Raw genomic sequence first — 18,412 nt, 5'->3', positions numbered from 1 at the left:
ACGTGCTCAACCCCGACATCCAGGCCGACCGCGTCATCGTCTCCAGCGTACGGGGATGGCGGAACCTCGGCGGTTCGGTGACCAACGTCAACGGTGGTGTGAACGGGTCTCGCTTCGCCCTCCAGGTGAGCAACAGCGGCGGCGTCGAGCAGCGGGTCGAGACGGTGCCCGCAGGTACCTACACCCTGTCCCTGCACGCTCGGGGCAGCGCAGGACAGGTCGTGATCACCGGCGCCAACGGCAGCCAACGCACCCTCGGCATCCCGTCGTCGGGCGGCTGGGCCAAGCGCGAGCTCACCGGCATTGGGCTGCCCGGCGGGGCCGCCACCGTCACCGTGCGGGCGTCGGGTTCGGGCGGCGTCACCGTCGACCAGCTCTCACTCGTCAAGACCTCTGCCGACACACCAGCGCCTCCGGGGCGTTACGAGGCAGAGACCGCTCCGGCACAGTGCCGGGGCACGATCGACTCGAATCAAGCCGGCTATTCCGGCAGCGGGTTCTGCAACGGCGACAGCGCTGTGGGGGCCTTCGCGGAGTTCACCGTGGACTCCGCGACCGCCCGTACGGCGACGTTGGGGATCCGGTTCGCCAATGGCGCCACCACCGGTGCCAGGCCCGCGAACCTCGTCGTCAACGGAGCCACGGCAGGGGCGCTTTCGTTCGAGTCCACCGGTGCGTGGACGACGTGGACGACCAAGACCGTGACGGTCCCGCTGAACGCCGGCAGCAACACCATTCGGTTGAATCCGACCGCGGCAGCCGGACTGCCCAACGTCGACTACCTCGATGTCGGTGCCGCGGCCGGCTGACATCCCGTGCTCTGCCGGTCTCCTCGACCGGCAGAGCGTACGGAACAGCCCGTGCCGCACGTACGTCACATCGTCAGGAGAAGGACATGAGCAGCAGCGGTCCGCCCCGCGCCATCGCGGTCACGACGACGTTGGGCCGTGCCCGGACTGGCGAACACGTGGGAACCGCACGCGTCCATCAACGTCTTCAACGCCGGCCGCGCCAAGCACATCCTCCAGGACACCGTCCACACCGCCACCGTGGTGAGAGCCGCCCCGAAGCTGCCCTCCTCCATCCACATGCTCACCACGGCCAACAACACGATCACCCGTGTCCCCGTCCGCTGGCAGCCGTTGCCGCCTGGCGCGACCGACAGGCCGGGTGAGGTGACAGTCACCGGGACGACCGGCACAGGACCGGTCACGGCGGTCATCGACGTCATGCCCAGCCACGGTGAACACGACGTGACCACCTCATAGCCTGCTTCACCGACGTCGCACCGCCCAGACCACGACGGCACCGGCGACACCATCACTGCTTCACAGCTGTGCTCCGCTCACTCGGTGGCCGACAGCAACAACTGCGCCAGCGCCTGGGGGAAGCCAGGCCGTGTTCGACCGGAACGGCCACACCCTCCCCGACATCCGGTGCGCCCGACCAACCGCACGCCGCTCCTGCCGCCCCTCGCGGGTGGCAGGAGCACCCACACACGCTGTTGCGTCGTGCGCCCCGTCCGCCTGTCGGCCTCTGTCGCCGACGGGACGCACCCGGCAACAGGACCAACCGAATGCCAAACCGCCCACCCATCCCCGTACCCAAGGAGTCACCATGGCCTTGCGACGACGGACCTTCCTCAGCATGAGCGCGGCCGGAGCGACGGGCGTGGGCCTGTCCCTGCTCGGCGCAGGACAGGCACCGGCCGCCGCCGGGCCACTGGACACCGCGCCGACCACGCCGTTCGCGGTCGGCGTGCGCCGGTACAACTGGACCCGCGGCAGCCGCCCGTGCACCACCTACGTCTACTACCCGGCCACCGGCACCGCCGACGGCAACCCGGTGACGGACGCCCCGGTCGCAGGCGGGGTCTTCCCTGTCTACAACTTCACCCACGGCTACGGAAGCAGCCCGCAGAACTCCCTGTTCGTCATCCGGGCCCTGGCCTCGGCGGGCTTCATCGTCCCCGCCCCGCACTTCAACCACAACTTCAGCGACGTCAACAACGGCAACACCTCCAAGGACGTCTCGCAGATCCTCACCAACACCCTCGCGCTCAACGCGAGCGGACCGCTGGCCGGGCACATCAACACCGGCATCGGCGTCGGCGTCTCGGGCCACTCCCTGGGCGGCATGGTCACCCATGGTCTGCTGACCTCCTGGCCCGACAGCCGGATCATCTCCGCCAACCCCCAGTCCTGCACCGACATGGGCAACCCGTCCAGCTCGGTCTCGGCCAAGGTCCTCTTCGTGCACGGCGACCGGGACTCGACCACGCAGTACTCCTCGGCCCGGCAGGCGTACTCGGAGATGACCTGGCCCAAGGCATTTCTCACCTTCGTCGGCGGCAGCCACACCAGCTTCTGGAGCGACCAGCGCTTCCCGAGGACCGTCGTCGACTGGGCCCGCTGGACCATGTACGGCGACACCGCCGCACGGGACCGCCTCCCGGCTGACGCGTCCGGGTCCAACACCAGGTGGGAAGCCCAGCTGGGCGACTCGCCCGGCGGCCCGGGCCTCTACACCCTGCTGGCCCAGCACAGCGGCAAGGCCGCCGAGATCAACGGGGCCTCCACCGCCGCCGGCGCACAGCTCGTCCAGCGGACCACCAACAGTCGCCCCAACCAGCAGTTCGAGTTCGTCGACGCCGGTAACGGCCACGTCCGCGTCAAGGCACTGCACAGTGGCCTGTTCCTCCAGCCCACGGGCACCGCGACCGGCGCGGACGTCGTCCAACAGGCCGATACCAGTGCCACCAGTCAGCAGTGGCGCGTGGTCGACCACGGCGGTGGCGTGATCAGCCTCGTGAACCGGGAGTCCGGCCTGGCGATGGATGTCTGGGAGTACTCGACCGCCGACGGCGCCCGCATCTCCCAGTGGACCTACAGCGGCAACCCCAACCAGCGCTTCATCCGCCGCCGCGTCTGACGGGGACCTGTCGGGGCACCGCTCGGGCAACAGGGCGGGCGGTGCCCCGACATGGCGGCGGCAATCCTTCGCGCACCCGTCTGAAAGGTCATCACAACGACTGCCCCTGGATCGACCAGAAGACTCTGTCACGTCGCCGCCTCCCATGAATCCGGGTCTGGCTGAGGTGGAGCTGCGCTTGTGCCGCGAACTGGTCGACGATCTTCTGGGGGGAACGGACGAGGCGAGCGCCTACGCCCGGTCCGAGGCGTTCGGACACGACCTGCACCGCATCCAGTACGTGGTCGTCGTGCAGTGGAGGAACCGGGTCGCGGACGACGCTTTCGCGCGGACCGTGGGCCGGGCGGCTTCGGCCGTGGGCATGCCGTCGCTGGTGACTCGGCGTTCCGACCACGTGGTCCTGGTCGCCGAGGGCAGGCCCCACGACCACGCCTTGTACGAGTCGCTCGCCCGGGAGACCGGAACACGGGACGGGACGATCGGAGTGAGCGCCCGCTGCGACGGCAACCACCGATCACCACCGACGGCGGCATGAACCTCGGAACCCCCTGTCCCCGGACCGATCGAACGCGGCCCGAGCCACCTGCATCGAGGTGATGCGCCGGGACCTCTGAGAACACCCGTGATCTTGGTGCCAGTTGTCCCTCTTTTGGGCCAACTGAAAGTCTTCGTCACGCCCCCCAGTCAGCGTCGCACCCTCGGCATCCCCAGCCCGATCCACGAGATGATCTCCCGCTGGATCTCGTTGTTGCCGCCGCCGAAGGTGAAGATGACCGCCGAGCGGTAGCCGCGTTCGAGTTCGCCGTGCAGGACCGCTCCGGCCGAGCCCTCCTTCAGGGCGCCGGGGGCGGCGACGATCTCCATGAGCCAGGCGTAGGCATCGCGCCGGGCCTCCGAGCCGTAGACCTTGACGGCGGAGGCGTCCTGGGGGGTGAGGGTGCCGTCCTGGACGGCACCGACCATCTGCCAGTTGAGCAGTTTGAGCGCGTCCAGCCGGGCGTGGGTGCGGGCCAGCAGGCGGCGTACCCAGGACAGGTCGGCGACGCGGCGGCCGTCGGCGAGCTTGGTCTCCATGGCCCAGCGCTGCACGTCGTGCAGGGCGCGGATCGCCATGGTGCCGTGCGCGGCCAGGGTCACGCGTTCGTGGTTGAGCTGGTTGGTGATCAGCCGCCAGCCCTGGTTCTCGGCGCCGACCCGGCGGGAGACGGGGACGCGGACGTTCTCGTAGTGGCTGGCGGTGGTGTCGTGGGAGGCGAGGGTGTTGATCAGGGTGCAGGAGTAGCCCGGGTCGGTGGTCGGCACCAGGAGCATGGTGATGCCCTTGTGCGGCGGAGCGTCCGGGTCGGTGCGGACCGCCAGCCACACCCAGTCGGCCGTGTCGCCGTTGGTCGTCCAGATCTTCTGGCCGTCGACGACGTACTCGTCGCCCGCCAGGACCCCCCTGGTGCGCAGGGACGCCAGGTCGGTGCCCGCGCCGGGCTCGCTGTAGCCGATGGCGAAGTCGATCTCGCCGGAGAGGATCTTCGGCAGGAAGTACGCCTTCTGTTCGTCGGTGCCGTACTGCATGATCGTCGGTCCGACGGTGTTCAGCGCCATGAGCGGCAGCGGGACGCCCGCCTGGGCGGCCTCGTCGAAGAAGATGAACTGCTCCATGGCCGTCAGGCCGCGCCCGCCGTACTCCTTCGGCCAGCCCACCCCGAGCCAGCCGTCCATGCCGAGCCGCCGGATGGTCTCGCGGTAGAACCGCTTCTGGGCGGCCGGGTCGCCGTGCCGGGCGTAGGCGTGGTCTGGGACGAGTTCGGCGAAGTAGGACCGCAGTTCGGTGCGCAGCCGCTGCTGCTCGGGCGTGTATTCGAGGTGCACGGCGCCTCCAGGCTCCCAAGGCCGGTCCTGTCGGCGCACACCGTAGAACGTGTTTCAGAAATTGGGAATGGCGTTGGTCAGTTCAAGGTGGCGAGGAAGTCCGTGCACGCCCGCGCGCAGGCGCGGCACGCCGCCGCCGAGTCCTCTGCTCCGGGTTGCCGGTCGAAGACGTGAGCGGCCTCGAGGCACACGGTCCGGCACCACTCCACCTGGACTCGGATGGTGCTCTCGTCCACCTGGTTCTGCTCGGACAGCACACGGCAGGTCGCGTCGCAGACCTCCGCGCACATGATGCCCTTGCGTCGTACGAGTTCCTGGTTCTCGGTGCCGTCGGGATCCACGAGGCTTGCGCGCAGCGCGCATGCCCGCGCGCACTCCGTGCACGCCTGCGCACAGGCGAAACGGTCCTCCAGGAACCGGAAGAGCTCCTGCTGGGATGTCGTCGAAGTCACACCGCGCGGGTAGCCCCGGTCGACGCCGGTCAAACCCGGTGTTCCGTCCGGTGCGGCGGTCGCCCGTGCCCGGCAGGTTCACCGAGGGGACCAGGGGTACCCGCGTGCCATGAATAGCGCATGGATGGAGATGGCCGCGGGCAGTGGCGCCGTCGGCATCGGGCTGATCGTGGCGGGTGTGGTGGTCGTGGCCCTGCTGCTGGGGGCCTTCGTCCTCGGCGCGCGCGTCAAGCGCAGGGAACTGCCCACACCCCGCCCGGACGAGCAGCCGCAGCCGCCCGACGGGGGCCCGGTCCGCGAGACGAGTGAGCGCCGGGAGCCCGAGGAGGTCCCCCGCAGCGACGAGCGTCTGACCCCGCACCAGCTGAAGGGCCACGGCACCATGAGCGACCGGACGAGCGCGTCGCAGGAGCGCCCTCGCTGGAACGAAGGCGACAGCGGTTCGTTCGGCAGCGGCGGCCCGGGCGGCGGCTGATCCCCCGGGGGGAGGCGGCCGACGTGACCGCTGAGCCCTGGCGAAAAGGGTCCGTGCCTGCGCACGGGCCCTTTTCCATGTCCGGGGCGGGAGCACACCGGTGAGGCAGGAGCCGGGACCGGCAGCACAGGCGTGAGGTGGATCACAGGTTTCAAGTGCATCGCGGAGCGGGGGCCGGTGTCTTTTGAGAGGTGTAGGGGGCCACTGAGACGCAGGACGGTGAGGATGGAGCAGGTTCGGGCGGACGGCTTCGACGAGTTCGCGGCCGCCCGTTGGTCGACGCTGCTCCATGTCGCGCGTCTGCTCACGGGGGGCGACCGGCAGCGTGCCGAGGATCTGGTGCAGGAGGCGTTGGTCAAGCTGTGGTTCGCCTGGCCGAAGATCGCCGACCAGGCTCCGGAGGCGTACGTCCGCACGGTGCTGGTACGGCTGGCGGCCCGCTCGGCGCGGCGGCGCTGGTGGGGGGAGCGTCCGGTGGAGCAGCTGCCCGACCGGGCCGGCCCGCTCGACGTGTCGTCCGCCGTCGCGGAGCGTTCGCGGCTGGAGGCGGCGCTGGCCCAGCTGTCGCCCAAGCAACGGGCGGCGGTGGTGCTGCGCTACTACGAGGACCTGCCCGAAGCCCAGGTCGCACAGGCCCTGGGCTGCCCGGTGGGCACCGCCAGGTCCCATGCGTCACGCGGAGTCGCACGGCTCCGCCAGATCCTGTCCGACGCCGTCAGGCCCGTGACATGAAAGGAGAACCGATGGACGACTTCGAGCGGGACCTGTCGCGGCTGATGCGCGACACCCAGCAGCACACCCCCTACGAGCCCGCGCACCGGCAGCGGCTGCACGCGGGCATCAGGACCCGCCGCAGGTCGCGGTTGCTGTGGAAGGCGGGCGGCTCCGCCGTGGCCGTGGCGGGGCTCAGTGTCGGGCTGGCCCTGCTGCCCGGCATGCTCCCCCGGGCTCAGCCCGCCGATCCCCGGCCGCAGCCGGCGACGAGCCCGACGACCTCCTCGGACAGCACACCGACGACCGAGCCGTCGGCGACGAGCCCGACGCCGGCCATGCAGCCCGAGACGTCCCTGCCCGCGACCACCACCGGCGGCGTCACACCGTCCGGGACGACGAGCCGGTCCGCCGACCCCACACGGACGGCCACGGCCTCCGAGAGCCGGACCGGCACGACGCCGCCCGCGACGCCGCCCTCCTCGACACCGACGACGGTCCCTCCGTCCGCGCCGGACTCCGAGGAACCCTCCGCATCGGCCTACACCGAGTAGCCGCCTGAGCGGCCCTTCACGTCAGGGGCTCCTCGCCCCGAATTCCTCACCGCACCACCCGCCACGGGCGCCTTCGGCATGCCCGGAACCGGCGCTCGGGCCTGCCCCGCGCCAGAAAGAGACCGTGAGACAGCGATGCGAACCGTACGGCGGTCGGCCCTGATCGACCGCCCGACATCCGAGCCGTCCGCGCTGCCGCGCCGGGCCCCCTTGCCCGCGCACCATCCGGACCCCGTCCTGGACGTGGTCGTTCCCGTGTACAACGAGGAGAACGACTTGGAGCCCTGCGTCCGGCGGCTGCACGCGCACCTCGGCGAGACCTTCCCCTACGCCTTCCGCATCACCATCGCCGACAACGCCAGCACCGACGGGACCCCGCGGATCGCCGCCCGGCTGGCCGCGAAACTGCCCGGCACGGACTTCATCCGGCTGGCGGAGAAGGGGCGGGGCCGTGCGCTGCAGGCCGCGTGGTCCCGTTCCCGCGCCCCGGTGCTCGCGTATCTGGACGTGGATCTGTCCACCGATCTCGCCGCGCTGCTGCCGCTGGTCGCGCCGCTGATCTCGGGTCACTCGGACATCGCCATCGGCACCCGGCTGGCCCGTGGCTCGCGGGTGGTGCGCGGACCGAAACGGGAGATCATCTCCCGCTGCTACAACGGGCTGTTGCGCGGCACGCTCGCCGTGGGCTTCTCCGACGCGCAGTGCGGGTTCAAGGCGGTGCGGCGGGACGTCGCCGAGCGGCTGCTGCCGCTGGTGGAGGACCGCGAGTGGTTCTTCGACACCGAGTTGCTGGTCATCGCCGAGCGCGCGGGGCTGCGGATCCACGAGGTGCCGGTGGACTGGGTGGACGATCCCGACAGCCGGGTCCGCATCGTCTCCACGGCGCTGGCCGATCTGCGGGGCGTTGCCAGGCTGGGGCGGTCGCTGGCCTGCGGCAGGCTGCCGCTGTCCGCGCTGCGACGCAGCGGCGGCGACCTCGACGGGGAACTGCCCGCGGGTCTGCCTCGGCAGGTGGTGCGCTTCGCCGCCGTCGGCGCCGCCAGCACCCTGTGCTACCTGCTGCTGTACACCGTGCTCAGACCGGCGACGGGAGCGCAGACCGCCAACGCGCTCGCCCTGCTCGCCAGCGCGATCGCCAACACGGCGGCCAACCGGCGGCTCACCTTCGGCGTACGGGGCCACGGCGGCGCACTCCAGCACCACCTCAAGGGCCTCGCCACATTCCTGATCGGGCTGGGCCTGACCAGCGGTTCGCTGGCCGTCCTGCACCACACCGCACCCGGGGCCGGCCGCCGGGTCGAGCTGCTGACGCTGATCGCCGCCAACCTGGCCGCGACGCTGCTGCGCTTCCTCCTCTTCCGGGCCTGGGTGTTCCCGGCCCGCCGCATGACAGGAACCACCGCCCCATGAGCACCGTCCAGTTGCGCCGCCCGCCCTCCGGCACCGACCGCCCCGAACTCTCCCGGAAACCCCGGGAGTCATGGCCTCGACTGCGCGTCGCCGCCGTCCGCCACGGGCCCGTGCTGCTGACGTACGGCGTCCTGAAGCTGGCCGGCTTCGCCGTCTTCATGTATCTGCTGGACTCCGCGGGTGACTTCCGGAAGAAGAACCCGCGCTTCGGCGGCGGCGAGCACGCCTGGGACGTCCTGGCGAGCTGGGACGGCTGGTGGTACCAGCGGGTCGCCGAGCACGGGTACGACCCCGCCCTGAAGCCGGTCCCGGGCGCGACCGGCATGATCACGCTGGAGGGCAACTCGGCGGCGTTCTTCCCGCTCTACCCGACGCTGATGCGGCTGGTGTCGGAATGCACCGGACTCGGCCTGTACGGCGCCGGCATGGTGGTCTCCGTCGTCGCATCGTTCGCCGCCGCGCTCGGCGTCTACGCCGTGACGAAACGCCTCGGAGGCCACCGGGCCGGTCTGGTCGCCGCCGGGCTGTGGGCGGTGTGGCCCGGCTCGGGCACGGAGTGGTCGGGCTACTCGGAGTCCCTCTACACAGCCCTCGCCGCGTGGGCCTGTCACGCCGTCATGACCCGTCGCTGGCTGACCGCGGGCCTGCTGACCTGCGCGGCCGGGCTCTGCCGGCCCACCGCGGTCGCGCTGGTGGCAGCCCTCGCCTTCGCCGCGGTCATGGCCCTGCGCCGACGTGAGGACGGGTTTCGCCGCCCCCTGGCCGCCGTGGTGATCGCACCCCTGGGCCTGTTCGGCTACCTCGCCTGGGTCAACTACCGCATGGGCGACCTCAACGGCTACTCCAAGCTCCAGGACGGCGCCTGGGGCCACAAGTTCGACTGGGGAGTCCACTCGTTCAACGTGCTGACGTCCCTCCCCGTCGGTCACTTCGACTACCTCTTCGCGATGCCCTTCGAGGACGTCATCGGCGTCTGCGTGGTGCTGATGGTGCCGGTGCTGAGCGTGCTGCTGATACGCCTGCGCCCGCCTGCCGTGCTCGTCGTCTACACCGTCCTGTCCTACCTCATGGTGATGACGACGCAGCAGTACTTCGGCAACGTCTCGCGCTATCTGCTCCCGCTCTTCCCGCTGTTCGTCCCGCTCGCCCTCGCGATGCGCCGGCTCAGGTGGCCGTCCCTGGCGACGGTCCTCGGCATGGCCGCGCTGGCTTCAGGGTCGTACGCGGGATACGTGCTGTTCGTGCTGGGGGTGCCGTAGAGCGACGTCGACGCCCGGTGAGATGGCTCCGAAACATTCCCTTCACGCAGGAAGTATTTAGGGGTAACGACCACTGCCTACCGTGCCTGCCTTGTCAGTCCCCAACCCGCAGCAAGGAGGCGTGGCATGACTACCGAGCCACGACTGGTCGAGGTCGCCGAGCCGGACCCCGCACAGCAGGCAGCGCCGGGCACGGACCAGGCCGTCAAGGAGACCCTCGAGGACTACACGCTCCGTTTCGCGCCGCGCAGTTACCGGCGCTGGACCCCGATGGTGGTGGCGACGACGGCGCTCGGCGGCATCGCCTACATGGCCGACTTCTCCATCGGGGCCGGCATCGGCCTGGCCCACGGCACCGGCAACGCGCTGCTCGCGATCGCCGTCGCCGCCGTCGTCATCTTCGTGACCGGATTCCCGCTGGCCTATTACGGGGCCCGTTACAACATCGACCTGGACCTGATCACCCGCGGCTCCGGCTTCGGCTACTTCGGCTCGGTCCTCACCAGTGTCATCTTCGCCAGCTTCACCTTCATCTTCTTCGCCCTCGAAGGCTCGATCATGGCCCAGGGCCTGAAGCTGGGCCTTGGACTGCCGCTCTGGCTCGGCTACCTGGTCTCCACGCTGATGGTGATCCCCCTGGTGATCTACGGCATGTCGGCGCTGAGCAAGCTCCAGGTGTGGACCACCCCGATCTGGCTGCTGCTGATGGTCGGCCCGCTGGTCTACCTGGTCGCCACCGACCCGGGCACCGTCGACCGCTTCCTCGCCTACGCGGGCACCGACGGGGAGGGCGGCATCAACACCGCGTCCGTGCTGCTCGGCGCAGGCGTGTGCCTGTCGCTGATCGCGCAGATCGGCGAGCAGATCGACTACCTGCGCTTCATGCCACCCAAGACCGAGGCGAACAAGCGCGGTTGGTGGACGGCCGTGGTGATGGCCGGTCCGGGATGGGTCGTGCTGGGGGCACTGAAGCAGGCCATCGGCGTGTTCCTCGCGGTGTACATCATCGCCGAAGTCGGAGCCTCCGCCGCGCCCGAGCCGATCCAGCAGTTCAAGGGTGCCTTCGACGCCATGATGCCGTCCTGGCTCGTCGTCCCGCTGGCGGTGGTGCTGGTCGTCATCAGCCAGATCAAGATCAACGTGACGAACGCGTACTCGGGCTCGCTCGCCTGGACCAACTCCTTCACCCGGGTCACCCGGCGCTACCCGGGCCGGATGGTCTTCGTACTGGTCAACCTGGGCTTCGCGCTGGCCCTGATGGAGGCCGACATGTTCAGCTTCCTCAACAGCATCCTGGGCTTCTACTCGAACTGCGCGATCGCCTGGGTGGTCACGGTGGCCACCGACATCGGCATCAACAAATACGTGCTGAAGCTGTCCCCGCACGCCCCCGAGTTCCGCCGCGGCATGCTCTACGCCGTCAACCCCGTCGGGGTCGTCGCCTTCGTCGCCGCCTCGGCGCTGTCCATCGCCCTGTACTTCCACGCCCTCGGCGACACGCTCCAGCCGTACTCCCCCGTCGCCGCGGCCGTCATCGCCTTCGTCCTCACGCCGCTGATGGCCGTGGTCACCAAGGGCAGGTACTACCTGCGCCGCACCGACGACGGCGTCGCCGAGCCCCTTCTGGACGAGGACGGAAACCCCAGCGCCGTCACCTACGAGTGCCATGTGTGCCGACAGCAGTTCGAGCGTCCGGACGTGGCGGCGTGCCGAACGCACGACGCGGTCGTCTGCTCCTTGTGCCTGAGCACCGACAAGGTCGGCGACCACGTCCTGCCCGCGGCGGTCTGACCCGTACGGCGGGAGCGCGGTCGGGCGCTCCCGCCGTACGGCACGTTCCAAGTCGGTCTCGGACGCGCTGTGCGGGACCGGATGAGGGGGCGGCTCCGGGACCCGGGCGGCATAATGATCTTGCGCTGCGCGAGGATCAGGCCCGACGGTCGGAGAGGGGATGACGGGACGTGACCACCGAAGAGCCGGACGGGCGGGGAACTCCCCGCGAGCCGCACGGCGTTCCCCCGGTCCCCGACGAGGTGTGGCTGAGGTTCCTCACGGACAGCGAGGCCGCCATACGGCTCTCCGCGCCCAGGGAACCCTCCGCGAGGGAGCGAGCGGCGGGACGGCGACTCCAGCCGCCGCGCGCAGTCGGTGACCTGTGGCAGCCGGAGGACCTGTGGGTCCGTGTGGCGTGGCGGGACCTGGACCGCCGGTCCAAGCTCCGTCGGGCGGGACGGGTCGTCGCCACGGCGGCCGCCGTCGCCCTGGCGCTGGGGGCCTGGTCCCAGCTGTCCACCGGCGCGGGCACGGGCCACCGGCCCGACGGAAGCACGGCGCGGCAGGTCGAGGGGGCCACGGCGCGGCTGTCCACTGCGACGCCCGTCCCGTCCGAGTCCTCCCTCCCACAGCCGTCGCGGTAGCGCGCGCAGGACGGGTGGGGCTCCGCGCCCGAGTCCGGGAACGGGAGGAGGCAGGGGACAAGACACTGAGCCCCGCCGCCACCCTCTGACGCGGAGCCGATCGGTTTCAGCCCGTCTTCCAGCCCCTTCTCGTGTCGATCCGCTCCCACTCGGCGTCCCACTGGGTCATGCGCCGTCGGTCGAGGAGCAGCCGGGCCAGCCAGGCGGCTCCCAGCACCGCACTGCCCGCGAACACCCCGGCGAGCGCGCCGCCCATGGCGGTGTGCAGCCAGGCCTCGCCGCCGGTCACCGGCGGCGTCGTGAGATCACCGCTCCGGTTCACCCACACGGTGTGGGTGCTCCCGGCGGGGGCCCTGGGCGGAACCCGGGCCTCGTCCCGGTGGGTCGAGCCGTCCGGCGCGGTCCACCGCACCTTGCCCCACACCCGGTGGTCGCTCGCCGCGCCGGCCGACGACGGGCCGGGCGCGTCCATGACGACCACCGCCGGGACCTGGCGGCTCTCGGCCCGCAGCCGTTCGACGGCCTGCTCGACCGTGCCCGCGGCCACCAACCCGGCGACCACCCCGACCAGCAGGGCGAGCACCCAGCCGACCAGCACGACCCAGGCTTCGACGACGTCGACGCGCCGTTTGAGCACGTTGCGTCGCCACCGCCACCACCGCACGGTCAAACGCTCTGACGTTTTCATAAGCCGACACCCCCTCGTGAGCACCGGCAGGACCCTTCCAGTGTGCGCCTGACAGCCGTGAACGCTCGCCGATCAACGCCATCGGTTCGTTCCGGGGACGTGGGGCGTGGTTCAGCCGGGAGAGGCCTCGATCCGTACCCGGTCGCACCCGTCGCCGGAGAGGAAGGAGGCCATCGCCCGTCCTTCCTCGGCGACACCGGTGCGGTCGGTCCGGGAGAAGCGGCGCAGCGGGGTGACGAGCACCGTGTCCGTGTCTACGGTCCAGGTCGCGGCGACCCTGCCGTCGACCAGGACGACGCGTTCGCCGGCCACCGAGAGATGACGGTGCGCGTCGTCGATGATCCGGCTGCGGTCGTGGTAGCCGAGGATCGCGTTGTCGAACGCCGGAAGGAAGCGGACGGGTGCCGGGGTGTCGGGGTCGGGGCGGGGCGCGTCGGGGAGGTCGAGCAGTTCGCGGCCGCGCTCGTCGCGGAAGGCGACGAGTTCCTCGCGCAGGGCGGAGACCGCGCCGGGCAGTCCGGCGAGGCCGCACCAGGCGCGCAGGTCGGCCGAGGCGGCCGGGCCGTAGGCCGTCAGGTAGCGCCGCACCAGCGCCTGGCCCACGGGGTCGGAGCCGTCCGGGGCGGGCGGGTCGATCTCGCGTCCCAGCCAGGAGGAGACGAGTGCGCAGCGCACTCCCGCTTTCGTGCGCCACAGGCCGCGCGGCGGCAGTTGGACCGTGGGCAGCAGGGCGGCGACCAGCATCTCGCCGGGGGGCCGGGGCCCCGCCGCGGGCCAGCGGTCGGCGCCGGCTCGCGCGAGTTCGGGCATGGAGCGGGGTGCGCCGTCGGCCCGGACCCCCCGGCCCGCCGCGGCGAGCTCATCGGGGTCGACCCCGTCGAGCTCGCGCCGGTAGACCCCGAGGACCCGCTGGCGCAGCATGCCGTCGTGGCGAGCACGCCAGGCCAGGACATCATCGGTGGTGACCAGGTGGACGGTGCGGCGCATGAGGTGGGTGCGCACGACACGTCGCCCGGTCAGCAGGTCCGACAGCTCCGCCGGATCGAACGCCCGCAGCCGCGACCAGAGCCCGAGGAACGGCTCCTGCGGTTCCTGCGCCTGCAGACCGCCCAGGTGCGCGACGGCGTCGAGGACCGGCAGGCCGGCGCGCTCGAGGAGCAACTGCCGGGCGAGGGTGGCGCGGTTGAGCGCCCGGGCGTCGAGCACGGTCATCGGAGCACCTCGGTCTTCGGGTCGTGTGCCGGCCCGTGGTCAAGGTGCCGGGGCGGCGCGCGTGCTCACGGTCGCACGGGATGCGGTCAGGCCGTGACCGCATTCGGTGTCGGCGGGGCTCCGCGTGCAACTGTCACCTTGCTCGGTGTCGGCGTATGGCGCTGCGGTAGCCGCGGCGCCGGTGGGGGCGATGATGCCGTTGCTGACTGACTACTCCTCCTCACCTGAGTAGGCTCCACGCTGCTGCAGGGCGACGTCCCCGACGCCGTGCGCGAACTGTGGCCGGCTTCCAACAGCTCGTCGAGCATCCGCCGGCCGCCCTCACCGCTGCGCTCCATCGGTCTCACCTCCGTGCCGTACCGGACGGCTACCCGAGAAGCGGCACCTCAGAGACCGGCCCACGGACCCCGGCGGTGTGGAGCCGCCGGGAGCGGCAACGGCTCCGCGAGGCTTGGACGGGCTCTCTGCGGGTACTTCCATGGCGGAACGATCCGCCGGGGAAGGAAACGGAGGCACGGAGGCCGTGTTGCTGTCCCATTCGCTCGATCACGGAGTTCTCGTCATCACGGTCCATGAGGACCCCGGGGTCGGCGGGCGCGCCACACTCCTCGCGAAAATCAGTGACCTCGTCCAGGCCTACCGGCCGGCCCCCGTCGTCATCGTCCTCGACGAGTCGGCCGCCCGGGGCGCGGTGGTCAGCGTGGTCCTCCGGGTGCACCGCCTGTGCAGGGGGCTGGGCACACTGGTATCGGTGGCCACGCACAGCGCGCCCACCCGTCGCGCGCTCGAGGCGGGCGCCGACATGGGCGGCACGCGACTGGTCGTCCACGCGCGTGTGGACACGGCCGTCTCGACCGCGTTCGCCGCGGCGGCCTGAGGTGCGGTTCAGCGCGTCACGGCATCGTGCTCTGGGCGCTGATCAGTTCGGTGACCGCGCGCAGACCGCCCTGGGCGAGGGCGGCGCGCTGCCGGTCCGCGCCGGTACCCTCCTGCAGCAACCGGTGGATCAGGGACGTGACCTGCCGGGAGTCGCCGGATGCGTCGAGGGCGGGAGCTACGTGCCGCAGGAATTCGTAGAGCACGTCGCCGGCGCGGTGCGGTGTGCCGCCCGGGGCGATGAGGGTGTCGCCGAGGCCGTGCCGGGTGGCGTGCCACATGGCGGCCTGGAGCAGTTCGGGCGCGCAGTCGGGCAGGGGTGAGTCGTCGGCCGCTTCCGCCAGGGCGGTCTCCACAAGGGCTCGGACGATCGCGGCGAGCATGACCGCCTCGTCCGCGCGCAACTGGACGTCCAGGCACCGCACTTCGATGGTCGGGTAGGTGGCCGAGAGGCGGGCCTGCCAGTAGAGCTGACCGACGTCGGAGATCAGGCCGGACTCCAGCAGCCGTTCCACGCGCCGGTCGTAGTCTGCCGCGTCGTGGAAGTGCGGGGGCATCCCGCTGACCGGCCACCGGCTGAAGATCACCGTGCGCCAGCTCGCGAAGCCCGTGTCGTGGCCGTCCCACAGGGGCGAGTTCGCCGCCATGGCCGTCAGCGTCGGCAGCCGGGACCGGATCCGGTTGAGGACCTGCACACCCGCTTCCCGGTCGGGCACGGCCACATGCACATGTGTGCCGTTGACGAGCTGCTCCGCCACCAGCTGCGGCGCCTGGGTGACCATGGCCCGGTAGCGGGCCTGGTCGGTGACGGCGATGGGCCGGCCGTGCCGCAGCGGCGGGGTGCCGCAGACCCCGATCCGGCAGCCGTGCTGTTCGGCGGCCACACCGACGGCGTGCCTCAGCCGGAGCAGATGGCCGCCCACTTCCTCCAGGGTGTGGCAGACCGGTGTGGCCACCTCGACCTGCGCCTGGAGCAGCTCGTACTGCACTTCCTGGTCGGTCACCAGATGTCCCACGCCCGCCGCGGCGCGCACTTTGTCCGCCTGCGGTACCGGCAGGCCCGTGACCGGGTCGAGCAGCAGGTACTCCTCTTCCACGCCGATCGTCGTCATCGACCACCCTCTGTTCCGCCCGGCAGGGCCGGGCCGGATTCCGGCGTGCTTCGGGCGCACCTCAGGCAGGCGCTTCAGGCGCGCCTCACGCATCGATGGTCACCTCTCAGGGGGCACGCTCACGGGATACCGAGTGCCGCGCTCGCGTGGGGGCAAAACACGACACAGACGCAGAAAACGCTTGCACCGGAAAAGGCGCACCGCTCTGGGCCGGGTCGGTGCACTCGCCCGGTCGAATGGTTCATTCCGCCATCTGGCGCAGGGACACTCGGCGACTGACGAAGGTGATGAACCATGCCGAATAGGTTCCTCCGGGGCGGATGACCGTCCGCGCACCGTTGCTGCCGATCGAGGAACTGATGGCGACACACACTGAACCGGTTGCGCCCGTATCCACGGTGCAGCGCCGCGGCAGGGGGAAGGTGGTCGTCTCCTGGCTGACGACCACCGATCACAAGAAGATCGGGCACCTGTACCTGATCACGTCGTTCGGCTTCTTCCTGGTCGCCGGGGCGCTGGCGATGCTCATCCGGGCGGAACTGGCCCGGCCTGGGCTGCAGATCGTCTCCAGCGAGCAGTACAACCAGGCGTTCACCATGCACGGCACGATCATGCTGCTGCTGTTCGCGACGCCCACCTTCGCCGGCTTCGCCAACGCGGTCATGCCGTTGCAGATCGGCTCGCCCGACGTGGCCTTCCCCCGGCTGAACATGTTCTCGTACTGGCTGTTCCTCTTCGGCGGCCTGATCGTGCTCGGCAGCTTCCTCACCCCGCAGGGCTCCGCCGACTTCGGCTGGACCGCGTACACGCCGCTCAGCGGAGGCGAGCGCACCCCTCAGGTCGGCGGGGACCTGTGGATCATGGGGCTGGCGCTGGCCGGCTTCGGCACCATCCTCGGCTCGGTCAACTTCATCACCACCATCATCTGCATGCGCGCCCCGGGCATGACCATGTTCCGGATGCCGATCTTCACGTGGAACGTGCTGCTCACCTCGGTGCTGGTGCTGCTGGCCTTCCCGGTCCTGGCCGCCGCGCTGCTGGTGCTGGAGGCGGACCGGCGCTTCGGGGCGCAGGTGTTCAACGCCGAGAACGGGGGCGCGGTCCTGTGGCAGCACCTGTTCTGGTTCTTCGGCCACCCCGAGGTGTACATCCTGGCGCTGCCGTTCTTCGGCGTGATCACCGAGATCATCCCGGTCTTCGCACGCAAGCCGATCTTCGGATACACCGGTCTGATCGGCGCCACCGTCTCCATCGCCGGACTGTCGGTGACGGTGTGGGCTCACCACATGTTCGCCACCGGCGCGGTGCTGCTGCCGTTCTTCTCCTTCATGACGTATCTGATCGCCGTGCCGACGGGCGTGAAGTTCTTCAACTGGATCGGCACGATGTGGCGGGGCTCGCTCTCGTTCGAACCACCCATGCTGTGGGCGCTCGGATTCCTGGTCACCTTCCTCTTCGGCGGCCTGACCGGCGTCATCCTGGGCTCCCCACCGCTCGACTGGCACGTCACCGACAGCTACTTCGTGGTCGCCCACTTCCACTACGTGCTGTTCGGCACCATCGTCTTCGCGATGTTCGGCGGATTCAGCTTCTGGTGGCCGAAGATGACCGGCACGATGCTCGACCACCGCCTGGAGAAGATCCACTTCTGGACCCTGTTCGTCGGCTTCCACACCACGTTCCTGGTGCAGCACTGGCTCGGCGCCGAAGGCATGCCCCGCCGCTACGCCGACTATCTGGCCGCCGACGGTTTCACCGCCCTCAACACCGTCTCCTCGATCGGCGCATTCCTGCTCGGCCTGTCCACCCTGCCCTTCCTCTACAACGTGTGGCGGACCGCCCAGAAGGGCGAGAAGGTCGAGGTCGACGACCCCTGGGGCTTCGGCCGTTCCCTGGAGTGGGCCACGTCCTGCCCGCCGCCCCGGCACAACTTCCTCACCCTGCCCAAGATCCGCTCCGAGTCCCCCGCCTTCGACCTGCGCCACCCGGACGTGGCGAGCCTCGACGAGGCGGAGAACACCGGGCAGCGCGATGTGCTCGACGCCGAGGGACACAAGGGCGAACGGTCGTGAGACGCGCCAGGCGGGGAACACCGGCCGACGAGCGGCGCAGCGTCCTGGCCGACGAGACCGAGGGCTACCTCCTCGCCCACGCCCACCGCGACCGGGCACAGCGCGAGGCCGAGGAGCTCTGCGCCCGGATGCCGTGGCTGACCACCGCCCAGACCGAGGAACTCACCGGCCACTACGTCCGCCGACGCCTGGACGTCACCCGGCAGGCGATACTCGACACCGCGCGACGAGCCGACGAGCTCCGGCGGGAGTACGAGAGCCGCTACGCCGACCTCCGGCGCGCCCTGCTCCGACGCCACGCGGCCGGTGCGTGCGCGGTGCTGGCCTGCGCCGCGGGGGCGGGCTCACTGGCTGCCGGTGTGCTCACCCGCTGACGGTCC

The 18,412-nt window shown here is 70.8% G+C and carries 17 protein-coding genes and 2 pseudogenes; 14 read left to right on the top strand and 5 right to left on the bottom strand.

What is annotated here, in order from left to right:
* Nucleotides 1–419 precede the first annotated feature (419 nt).
* From ABZ281_RS01825 to ABZ281_RS01810, 4 genes and pseudogenes are all read left to right on the top strand, one after another.
* Nucleotides 420–788, top strand: a pseudogene (locus tag ABZ281_RS01825) (carbohydrate-binding protein); the annotation flags it as partial.
* A 159-nt stretch (nt 789–947) separates the two neighbouring features.
* Complete coding sequence (locus tag ABZ281_RS01820) at nt 948–1,268, top strand: Ig-like domain-containing protein (protein WP_356651054.1); 321 nt, start codon at nt 948–950, stop codon at nt 1,266–1,268.
* Nucleotides 1,269–1,617: 349 nt separating this feature from the next.
* Nucleotides 1,618–2,931, top strand: a complete 1,314-nt coding sequence (locus tag ABZ281_RS01815) for an RICIN domain-containing protein (RefSeq protein ID WP_356651052.1) — start codon at nt 1,618–1,620, stop codon at nt 2,929–2,931.
* Nucleotides 2,932–3,088: 157 nt separating this feature from the next.
* Nucleotides 3,089–3,433, top strand: a pseudogene (locus tag ABZ281_RS01810) (transcriptional regulator); the annotation flags it as partial.
* A 182-nt stretch (nt 3,434–3,615) separates the two neighbouring features.
* Here the strand turns inward: ABZ281_RS01810 and ABZ281_RS01805 are convergent.
* The gene (locus ABZ281_RS01805) at nt 3,616–4,794 is read right to left on the bottom strand and encodes an acyl-CoA dehydrogenase family protein (protein WP_356651050.1); all 1,179 of its coding nucleotides are present in this window, start codon (nt 4,792–4,794) and stop codon (nt 3,616–3,618) included.
* A 77-nt stretch (nt 4,795–4,871) separates the two neighbouring features.
* Nucleotides 4,872–5,246 (bottom strand): ferredoxin, encoded by a 375-nt coding sequence (locus tag ABZ281_RS01800; RefSeq protein WP_031103717.1) that lies wholly within the window; start codon nt 5,244–5,246, stop codon nt 4,872–4,874.
* A gap of 109 nt (nt 5,247–5,355) precedes the next feature.
* On the opposite strand from ABZ281_RS01800, the gene ABZ281_RS01795 reads away from it, so the two are divergent.
* The 7 genes from ABZ281_RS01795 to ABZ281_RS01765 all read left to right on the top strand — a co-directional run bounded on the left by ABZ281_RS01795 (nt 5,356) and on the right by ABZ281_RS01765 (nt 12,072).
* On the top strand, nt 5,356–5,721 hold the full coding sequence (locus ABZ281_RS01795; protein ID WP_356651048.1) for a DUF6479 family protein: 366 nt from the start codon (nt 5,356–5,358) through the stop codon (nt 5,719–5,721).
* 225 nt (nt 5,722–5,946) lie between these two features.
* Nucleotides 5,947–6,453 (top strand): SigE family RNA polymerase sigma factor, encoded by a 507-nt coding sequence (locus tag ABZ281_RS01790; protein ID WP_356651046.1) that lies wholly within the window; start codon nt 5,947–5,949, stop codon nt 6,451–6,453.
* A gap of 11 nt (nt 6,454–6,464) precedes the next feature.
* Complete coding sequence (locus ABZ281_RS01785) at nt 6,465–6,986, top strand: cellulase (RefSeq protein ID WP_356651044.1); 522 nt, start codon at nt 6,465–6,467, stop codon at nt 6,984–6,986.
* Between the two features lie 135 nt (nt 6,987–7,121).
* Complete coding sequence (locus ABZ281_RS01780; protein WP_356651043.1) at nt 7,122–8,396, top strand: bifunctional glycosyltransferase family 2/GtrA family protein; 1,275 nt, start codon at nt 7,122–7,124, stop codon at nt 8,394–8,396.
* Nucleotides 8,393–9,655, top strand: coding sequence for a hypothetical protein (locus ABZ281_RS01775; RefSeq protein WP_356651041.1), 1,263 nt, complete (start codon nt 8,393–8,395; stop codon nt 9,653–9,655). Before ABZ281_RS01780 ends, ABZ281_RS01775 begins: the two co-directional genes overlap by 4 nt.
* A 126-nt stretch (nt 9,656–9,781) precedes the next feature.
* A complete protein-coding gene (locus tag ABZ281_RS01770) occupies nt 9,782–11,446 on the top strand; it encodes an allantoin permease (RefSeq protein ID WP_356651039.1) in 1,665 nt (554 codons plus the stop codon).
* A gap of 170 nt (nt 11,447–11,616) precedes the next feature.
* The gene (locus ABZ281_RS01765) at nt 11,617–12,072 is read left to right on the top strand and encodes a hypothetical protein (protein ID WP_356651037.1); all 456 of its coding nucleotides are present in this window, start codon (nt 11,617–11,619) and stop codon (nt 12,070–12,072) included.
* A gap of 106 nt (nt 12,073–12,178) precedes the next feature.
* On the opposite strand, the gene ABZ281_RS01760 is transcribed toward ABZ281_RS01765, so the two are convergent.
* Both ABZ281_RS01760 and ABZ281_RS01755 read right to left on the bottom strand, forming a co-directional pair.
* Nucleotides 12,179–12,709 carry a hypothetical protein gene (locus tag ABZ281_RS01760; RefSeq protein WP_356651035.1) on the bottom strand — a complete coding sequence of 177 codons (531 nt, stop codon included), beginning with the start codon at nt 12,707–12,709 and terminating at the stop codon, nt 12,179–12,181.
* Between the two features lie 162 nt (nt 12,710–12,871).
* The gene (locus ABZ281_RS01755; protein WP_356651033.1) at nt 12,872–13,972 is read right to left on the bottom strand and encodes a winged helix DNA-binding domain-containing protein; all 1,101 of its coding nucleotides are present in this window, start codon (nt 13,970–13,972) and stop codon (nt 12,872–12,874) included.
* A gap of 526 nt (nt 13,973–14,498) precedes the next feature.
* Here ABZ281_RS01755 and ABZ281_RS01750 point away from each other — a divergent pair.
* Nucleotides 14,499–14,849, top strand: a complete 351-nt coding sequence (locus ABZ281_RS01750; RefSeq protein WP_356651031.1) for a hypothetical protein — start codon at nt 14,499–14,501, stop codon at nt 14,847–14,849.
* Between the two features lie 16 nt (nt 14,850–14,865).
* On the opposite strand, the gene ABZ281_RS01745 is transcribed toward ABZ281_RS01750, so the two are convergent.
* Nucleotides 14,866–15,960, bottom strand: a complete 1,095-nt coding sequence (locus ABZ281_RS01745) for a glutamate--cysteine ligase (protein WP_356651029.1) — start codon at nt 15,958–15,960, stop codon at nt 14,866–14,868.
* A gap of 359 nt (nt 15,961–16,319) precedes the next feature.
* Here ABZ281_RS01745 and ctaD point away from each other — a divergent pair, with 359 nt between their 5' ends.
* Both ctaD and ABZ281_RS01735 read left to right on the top strand, forming a co-directional pair.
* The gene (ctaD, locus tag ABZ281_RS01740; RefSeq protein WP_356651027.1) at nt 16,320–18,032 is read left to right on the top strand and encodes a cytochrome c oxidase subunit I; all 1,713 of its coding nucleotides are present in this window, start codon (nt 16,320–16,322) and stop codon (nt 18,030–18,032) included.
* Entirely contained in the window at nt 18,029–18,406 is a 378-nt protein-coding gene (locus tag ABZ281_RS01735; protein WP_356651025.1) for a hypothetical protein, read from the top strand. Before ctaD ends, ABZ281_RS01735 begins: the two co-directional genes overlap by 4 nt.
* Nucleotides 18,407–18,412: the final 6 nt, after the last annotated feature.

The organism is Streptomyces sp. NPDC006265, from assembly GCF_040613555.1.
In the GTDB taxonomy this organism is placed as follows: domain Bacteria; phylum Actinomycetota; class Actinomycetes; order Streptomycetales; family Streptomycetaceae; genus Streptomyces.
This window is presented reverse-complemented; position numbering and strand designations above follow the sequence as displayed.